Source organism: Streptomyces sp. NPDC048473 (genome assembly GCF_043200155.1).
In the GTDB taxonomy this organism is placed as follows: domain Bacteria; phylum Actinomycetota; class Actinomycetes; order Streptomycetales; family Streptomycetaceae; genus Streptomyces.
In genome coordinates, this window is record NZ_JBICXE010000114.1 from 1 (window position 1) to 8,135 (window position 8,135).

General features: G+C 63.5%; 1 protein-coding gene and 1 pseudogene. One reads left to right on the top strand and one right to left on the bottom strand.

The annotated features are described in order from the left end of the window. A pseudogene (locus ACGFU7_RS46980) lies at positions 1-505 on the bottom strand (winged helix-turn-helix domain-containing protein); the annotation flags it as partial. 451 nt (positions 506-956) lie between these two features. Between ACGFU7_RS46980 and ACGFU7_RS46985 the strand changes: the two are divergent. Next, positions 957-7,241 (top strand): amino acid adenylation domain-containing protein, encoded by a 6,285-nt coding sequence (locus ACGFU7_RS46985; RefSeq protein ID WP_393704849.1) that lies wholly within the window; start codon positions 957-959, stop codon positions 7,239-7,241. Positions 7,242-8,135 lie beyond the last annotated feature (894 nt).

The window sequence follows — 8,135 nt, forward strand, 5'->3', positions numbered from 1 at the left end:
CCGGTGACCTGGTCGGAACGGACGCCGACCTGGTCGGCGAAGAGGACCTCGCCGCCCTCGGCCCTCGCCTTCGTCCGGATCGCCGGCCAGGTCTCGTCATGCCGGCGCCGCACCGCTTCGGGGTCCTGTTCCACGGCCCGCTTGTCGGGACGCTGGAAGGAAAGCCCCCACCTCTTGAGGTACTTGCCCACGCCGGGTTCGGTCAGCCGCACCCGGTACAGCTTCGCGATCAGGTCACCGACCAGGCGCCGGGTCCACAACTGGCCCACCAGCCCACATCACACGGTCGGTGGTCGAGTACCGCCTGCCGCACCGCGGCCTGTTCCGCCTCGCCCAGCACCTGATGCACGCCCACCGGACGGCCCTTCGGCCGGGCGAGCAGCGCGTCCCGGCCTCCGGCCTGCCACTTCGCCCACCAGTTGTCCACGGCCTTCAGCGACACCCCGAACACCGCCGCAACGTCCTCACGGTCCCGCCCTGCCACGAGCGCGGCCACCGCCCGCAACCGCAGAACCTCCTGCGCCGCCGGCGACAGATGCCACGCGTCCCCCACCAGATCACTCACACCCAGCCCAACGACCCAGAATCACAAGCGTTTCGGGTCAATAATTCGTTCACCTTCACCTCCTTTTCGTTTGACGTCAAATGATGGCGCGTATCCCAATTCCGGCCAAATGGACTCGCTAGGTTGTTTAAACATAAAGGATCGAAAATTTCCACCGTGATGATGGTCACGAAATTTACTCATCGGTAGCTGACTTGAGGTTATTAAGGTTGCAGTGGGTAGAAGTTCCGCTAGTTTCAAAGCTGAGAGCGCGGCATAATGAGCTACTCGTCCGATCTGCGGAAAGGATTCTTGCCGAGGCAGGTTCACCTCGGAGCGCCTCCTTCTGCCCCAAATCTTTGTCCCCGCACCCAGCATGGGTGCGCCGATCTGTTCTCGTGGAGTATTTTTGATGCCTGATGTCAAGATGCCCAGATACCCACTCTCCTACGCACAGGAGGAAATATGGAATGCTATTCAATTAGATCCAGCGGCATTCTATAATATTGCTGAATATGTGGAGATAAAAGGCGATCTTAACCTTCAGGCATTCAAGCAGGCCTACGTGCAGGGCTTATCGGAAGCCGAAACGCTTCGGATGCGCATCGTCAAGGAAGGTGGGCGGGTCCACCAAGAGGTGCACCCCGGGGATTTCTCCTTGCCTGTGATCGATCTGACAGGCAAGGAGGATCCCCGGGCGGCCGCCATGCGCCTGATGCTCGATGAGGTTGAGAAGTCTCATGACATTCTCGCAGATCGGCTTTTCTCGTCGCTCCTACTGCAACTCGATGAAAATCTTTACTACTGGTCTTCCTTCTCTCATCATATTGTGGCGGATGGATTCTCGGGTCTTCTTTTACGGCAACGTATTGCCCACCTTTACACTACCCAACTGAACGAGACCGTTCCTCAGCCGGCTTCCGGCTCACTGGCCGACCTTCTCGACTCCCAGGCCCGCTACCGGATCTCTGACGAGTTCTCCATGGATCGGGCTTTTTGGCGCCAACGCATTCCTGCCGCGTACAGGGCTCCCGATTTGGCAACCGATGGCGGCAGCCTGGAAACATCGGGGGTGCCTCTTCGCCATCACGCGCATCTACCTGTGGACGTCTTCGAGCGGTTGAAGACCTCGGCACGACACCTTCGGACCACGTGGGGAGGCGTCATCACCGCCGCGGTGGCTGCGTATGTGCACCGCATGACAGGTGCCGGTAACGTCGTGCTGGCCCTTCCGGTGCTGGCTCGCGTCGGAAAATCAGCCCGCTCGACCCTTGGCATGGCCTCCAACGAACTGCCGCTCGCGGTCTCCCTCTCGCCGGAGACGGGTGTGGCCGAACTGGTCCGGAAAATGACCGCCGAGATGCGTGCGCTGCTGCGGCATCAGCGCTTCCCGCGGGAGGAGATCTTGCGCGACCTAGCCATGTCGGCGCAGGACTTCGCAGGCCCATCGGTCAATATCATGCCGTTCGACCGGTCTCTTGACCTCGCGGGCTGCACGGCAGTAGGGCACAACCTGTCCAACGGGCCGGTGGACGACATCGCGGTGTCCGTGTTCAGTGACCCGCGCAATGAATCAGTGGAATTCGTCTTTGACGCCAATCCCGGCCGCTACGACCAGCAGGAGGTTCGGGCCCACGCAGACCGGTTCGTCCGTTTCCTCGCTTCGTTCCTGGAGCGTCTGGACGGCACGGTGGGCGATCTCCCCCTTCTGTCCGAGGCGGAGCGTCATCGTCTGCTCATCGAGTGGAACGGGAGTGATCATCCTTTTCCTCCTAGCACTGTCCCGCAAATCCTTCGTGAGCAGGTAGACCGGACACCGGATGCCGTTGCACTGGTCGCGGGCGATGACCGCATGACCTTCGCGGAACTCGATAAGCAGTCCGACCGGATCGCCGAGGTTTTGCGGGCCTGGTCTGTGGGAGCGGGTCAGTATGTGGCGGTAGCCCTGCCACGGTCCCTCAATGCCGTCGTGGCACTGTTCGCTGTGGTGAAGTCAGGTGCGGCCTATGTGCCGATCGATCCTACTTTCCCAGCCGACCGTGTCGCCTTCATGCTGTCCGACACCCAGCCGACACTGATCGTGAGCGACGGAAACACCATCGGGACGATCGCCGAGGGCGAGCAGTACCGGACGCTGCTTCTGGACGATCCGCACCTGTACGACGTACTGGCCGAGGCGACGTCCGCAAAACCCGGCGATGCACGTCCGATCCTGGCGTCCGATGTTCTCTACGCCGTCCATACCTCGGGGTCCACAGGCCGACCCAAGGGCGTCGTGATCGAACACCGCAACATCGCCCACCTCTTCCACCACCACCGCGGGCAACTGATCAGACCGGCCGTCGCCTGGAGCGGAAAGGACAGATTCCGGGTCGCGCTCACCGCCTCGCTCTCGGTCGACATCATCTGGGGCACACTCCTGTGGATGTTCGACGGCCATGAAATGCACATCTTGGACGACGACACCCGCCACGATGCGGGCGAGCTCACCGCGTACATCGCCGCCCACGGTATCGATATGTTCGATACCACCCCCTCGCATGCCGAGCAATTGGTTGCCAGCGGGATGCTGGACGGGAAAGGGAAGCCCGCAGTACTGCTGCTCGGCGGGGAGGCGGTGGGTTCCCGGCTTTGGAATGTGCTGGGCTCCGACCCGGATGTGACGGCGTACAACGTGTACGGCTCCACCGAATGCACCATCGACACGCTCATGGCCCCTTATGACAGGTCGCCTCGCCCGGTCCTTGGCAGGCCGATCTGGAATACGCGGGTCTATGTCCTCAACGACAGACGCGAACTGGTCCCCATCGGCACGCCGGGAGAGCTGTACATCGCGGGCGATGGCGTGGCGCGCGGCTACCTCAACCGTCCGGAACAGACCTCCGAACGGTTCCTCGAAGACCCCTTCGGTCCACCCGGGTCGCGTATGTACCGTACGGGTGACCTGATGCGGTGGACACCGGACGGGCAGTTGCAGTTCATCGGCCGTACCGACGACCAAGTGCGCGTCAACGGCTTCCGCGTCGAACTGGGCGAGATAGAGACAACCCTGCTGGCCCACCCCTCCATCGCACAAGCGGCTGCCATCGTCCGCGAGGACAAGCCCGGTATCCGGCGCCTGGTGGCCTACGTGATCCCTGACGGCGATGCAGACCTCGATCCCGTTGTCCTGCGGGAGTGGCTTTCCGACCGGCTACCCGCCTACATGGTGCCAGCAGCCAGCGTGGCGATTCCAGTGCTGCCGTTGTCCCCAACAGGCAAGCTAGACCGTTCCGCTCTCCCCATGCCTCGCATCGCAGGAACTACCGGCAGCAGACCCCCCCGCACCGATACCGAACGACTGCTGGTTCCCTTGTTCGTGGACCTTCTGGGGTTGGAGCACGTCGGTGTCGATGACAGTTTCTTCGACCTGGGCGGCGACTCCATCATCGCCATACAGCTCACGGTTCGTGCCCGCCAGCAGGGTCTGCACCTGACCACTCGAGATGTGTTCACCCACAAGACCATCGCTCAGCTGAGCCGGTACGCCAGGGGCGCCGAGAAACGAGTCGAGAAAACGGGGGAGGACATCGCACACGGCGTCGTTCCGCCCACGCCCATGCAACGATGGCTGGAGCGGTTCAGCGATACGGCGGACGGTTTCCACCAGGCCCTCGTCCTGCGCACACCACCCGGCCTCACAATGGCTGCTCTCCATCACATCGTGGACGGCTTGCTCGCTAACCACGACGTCCTGAGGGCGCATTGGACTGGCGCCCCCGGGTACGGGACCTTGGCTATTCCCCTCGATTCCACATTCACCGCAACTGATCTCGTCGCCTGCTTCAATATCGCCGGCATCCCGCCCGAGGAGCTCGCCACCACGGTCCGGGCACACTACGAATCGTCCCGCCAGCTCCTCGCACCCCGCTCCGGAGCCATGCTCAGAGCAGTCTTCTTCGACGCCGGTCCCCACCAACCAGGCCGCCTGCTCTTGGTGATCCACCACCTCGCCGTGGACGGTGTCTCCTGGCATATTCTGCTCTCGGACATAGCCGACTTCGCCGCAGCACATGCCGCCGGACAATCCACCCAGGGTGCCCTAAAAACCACTTCCTGGCGTATGTGGGCACAGCACCTGGACGACGACGCGCAGTCCTCCGGCCGTCTGACAGAGCTGGACTACTGGATGGGCGTCCTTACCGGGCCGGACCCACTTCTGGGCAGCCGGCCCCTGGACCCGAAACGCGACACTGCGGCCACTGCCCGCCACCAGTCGCTGTCCTTGTCACCGCAGACCACCACGCAGCTCCTGACGTCGATCCCCTCTGCATTCCGTGTCACCGTCGAGGACGTGCTGCTGACCGCGCTGACGCTCGCCGTCGGAGCCTGGAGCCGCGAACGCGGACGAGACAATGACGGGCAGGTACTCATCACACTCGAAGGCCACGGCCGCGGTGACGTCCCAGCTGGCCTGGATGTGTCACGAACCATCGGTTGGTTCAGTAACTTGTTCCCCGTACGCCTGAACCCGTGGGCCGACCAGCCCGACACCCGCACTCCGTTGTGCGCGGACCAGGCGCTCAAGGCCGTCAAGGAGCAGTTGCGCGCAGTCCCGGATGGCGGCGCCGGGTTCGGGGCACTGCGCTACCTCAATGACTCCACCGCCGACACCCTCGCGGCACTCGGAGAGCCTCAGATCTGCTTCAACTACCTAGGCCGCCAAAGTGTGGCTGGGCAGGGCGACTGGACGCCTGACAACGACCTCATCGAACTCGCCGCGGGCGCCGAGGCGAACATGCCGTTGGCACAGGCCATTGAAATCAATGCGATGGTGGTCGACGGTAACGGGGGCCCGCAGCTGCGGGCCACGTGGAGCTTCGCAGCCGAGTCACTCGACACGGACGCCATCTCCACCCTGATCGGGTTGTGGAGGGACGCGATCGACGAAATTGTGGCGGCATGCGGTCGGCCGACGGGCAGCACCCGCACCCCGTCCGACTTTCCCCTGGTCCACGTTGACCAGGAGACCTTGGACCGCGTCGCTCCCTCGCACCGGACCGTCACTGACATTTTGCCGCTCACCCCACTGCAAAAGGGACTACTCGCCCACGCTCTCTATGGCGAGCCCGACCCCTACGTCCCCCAACTGGCGCTGGACCTGAGTGGCACGATCGACGCCGCCATGCTGCGGGCAGCGGCGTGCAGCCTTCTGGAGCGATACCCCAACCTGCGTGCCCAGTTCCTTCCCACCCCCGGTGAGCCGCTGCAGATCATCCCCGAGCAGTACCAACTGTCATGGACCGACATCGATCTGACAACCGGCTCCGAGAGCACGCACGACCAGCAGGAACGCCTCAAAACGGTGATGAGGGAAGACCGCGAGCGCCCCTTCGATGTCCGCACCGATCCACTTCTGCGCTTCACCCTTGTCCGGCTCACACACCGGCACCATGCCTTGGTCATCACCAACCACCACCTACTGTTGGACGGCTGGTCCACCCCGCTGCTCTTGCATGATCTCTTCACGCTGTACTCGCAAGATGACGACGAATTGCCTCCCGCGCCACGGTTCGCAGACTTCCTTTCTTGGCAGAGCACGACCGACACCGCCGACACAGTAGAGGAGTGGCGGCACTATCTCGCGGGCTTCGACAAGCCGACACTCGTCGCCCCCGCAGCGCGTTCACTCCACACTGCCGCCCGTCCGCGGCAGATCATCTCCGATCTTTCCGAAGAAACCGACCGCGCGTTGCGGGAGGCAGCCCACCGCCACGGCTTCACTCTGAGCACGTTCATCCAGACAGCCTGGGCGGTGGTCATCTCCCACCTAACCGAGCAACCCGATGTGGCCTTCGGATCCGTTACAGCAGGACGAGCTCCAGAGGTTCTCGACGCCGAGTACATCGTCGGACTGTGCATCGATACCATCCCCGTCCGCGTCAGCCTCACTCCCGGCTCAACCGTCTCAGACGTCCTCGCACGTCTACTCGAACGCCAAGGGACCGTGAGCGACCTCGCCCATGTCGGCCTGCCCACCCTGCACAAGATCACCGGACATCGGGCGCTGTTCGACACCTGCGTGGTCGTTGAGAACTACCCCGTCGATTCCCAGAAGCTCAGCGCCGCCAGCTCCTCCGTAGAGATCTCGGTCCTGACCGACCACGACGTGTACCACAACCCCCTGTCACTCATCGTCGTCCCAGGCGAGCCCACGAGCCTACGCCTGGGTTACCGGCCCGATCTCTTCACCGACGAACTAGCAGAAGCCGTGAACCAAGCCCTGCACAAGATCCTGGCATCGCTCCCCCGGAACATCGAGGGGGATATTGCCCACATCACCGGCCTTATCGCGCTACCGCTGAGTGAGGTCGCATACCAGGACCCGGTCCACTCCACGCTCCGCCCGACCTTCTATTCCGACGGTCGCCCGACGCCGCAGAACCCCTCTACGCGTCGGCAACAGACCGAATGCCAGGTGATGGACATCTACCGCCGTCTCCTCGGCCAGCAGAACATCACTCCCCACACGGACTTCTTCGCCGCCGGCGGAGATTCCCTGAGCGCCATGCGCCTGATGGAACACATCAACACACACCTCAACCACACCGTCACCCTGGCGGCCATCTTTACGCACCCCACCCCATCCAGCATCGCCTCCGCTCTGAACAAGGCACTGACCGGCGATCCTGCGTCCGCGTTCCGGGAGTCGGCCTGACCGGCCCGGTCTGGCTAGGGAAGGGGGCAGGTCGGTGACGACGGCTTCGGTGAGCCATTCCGCTGCGGTCAGCTGGTCCACCAGGTGCTGCAGCTCGCCGGGGCCCACGGGGCACCAGGCGGCGAGAGACTCTAGGCCCGACGCCCTGGCCACCAGGGCCGAGGGCGAACCTGGCGCTCTTCGAGTACATCGACGGACCCTGTTGCCCAATTGGTCTCATGCTGCGAGGTCGAGGGCTGCCAGTCGAGACGTGCGTGTGAGGGCGAGGGGTGTTTCGTTCCACCAGGCGTCGAGGCGGCAGACCCTGGCGATGCTGCCGGGGTAGAGCTGGGCACCTCACCCGTCGATCGATTCCGTGGTGAACGTGGGAACTGCCCGCGGTCGCCCCAGTCCGGACGTCCAGTCCGGTGGAGGGCAGGCCCATCGCCGGCTGATGGCCGTCGGGCAGGACGGAGGCTCCGTAGTACTCCGAGGCCGGGGTGCGACACGAAAGTCGCACGAGTTGAGTGAGCTTCATCGGAGGAGGTTCGGATGATGCCGAAGGTGTAGTTACGGATCAGTGTTCGAGGATCTGTCCCCGGGCCTGACGTGCGTCGCTGGCAACGGCGGGTGCGAAGCTCAGGCCACCAGACTCAAGGGCTCCCGTTCCATCCGGGAGTTACAAGTCACGGGGAAGGTCGACAGGGTGAACAACCGTGAACCCCTGATGATGCCTCGTGATCGGAAGCCCCGCAGATGGGTTGTTGCAGCGGGGTCAAGGACTGGCCGTCGGAAAGCGGCAGGCGCCGACCGGAGGACTCTTAGTGCGTTGTGGCAAACCGGATCTCGTTCGAGGTGTGCGGCGCGGATGGCTATCTGGACAGAGTTACGGGTGCGGCCGCGGGCATGAAAGAA

Excerpts from the sequence above, each read along its gene's own strand:
- ACGFU7_RS46985 (WP_393704849.1), top strand. The coding sequence starts at position 957 with ATGCCTGATGTCAAGATGCCCAGATACCCACTCTCCTACGCACAGGAG.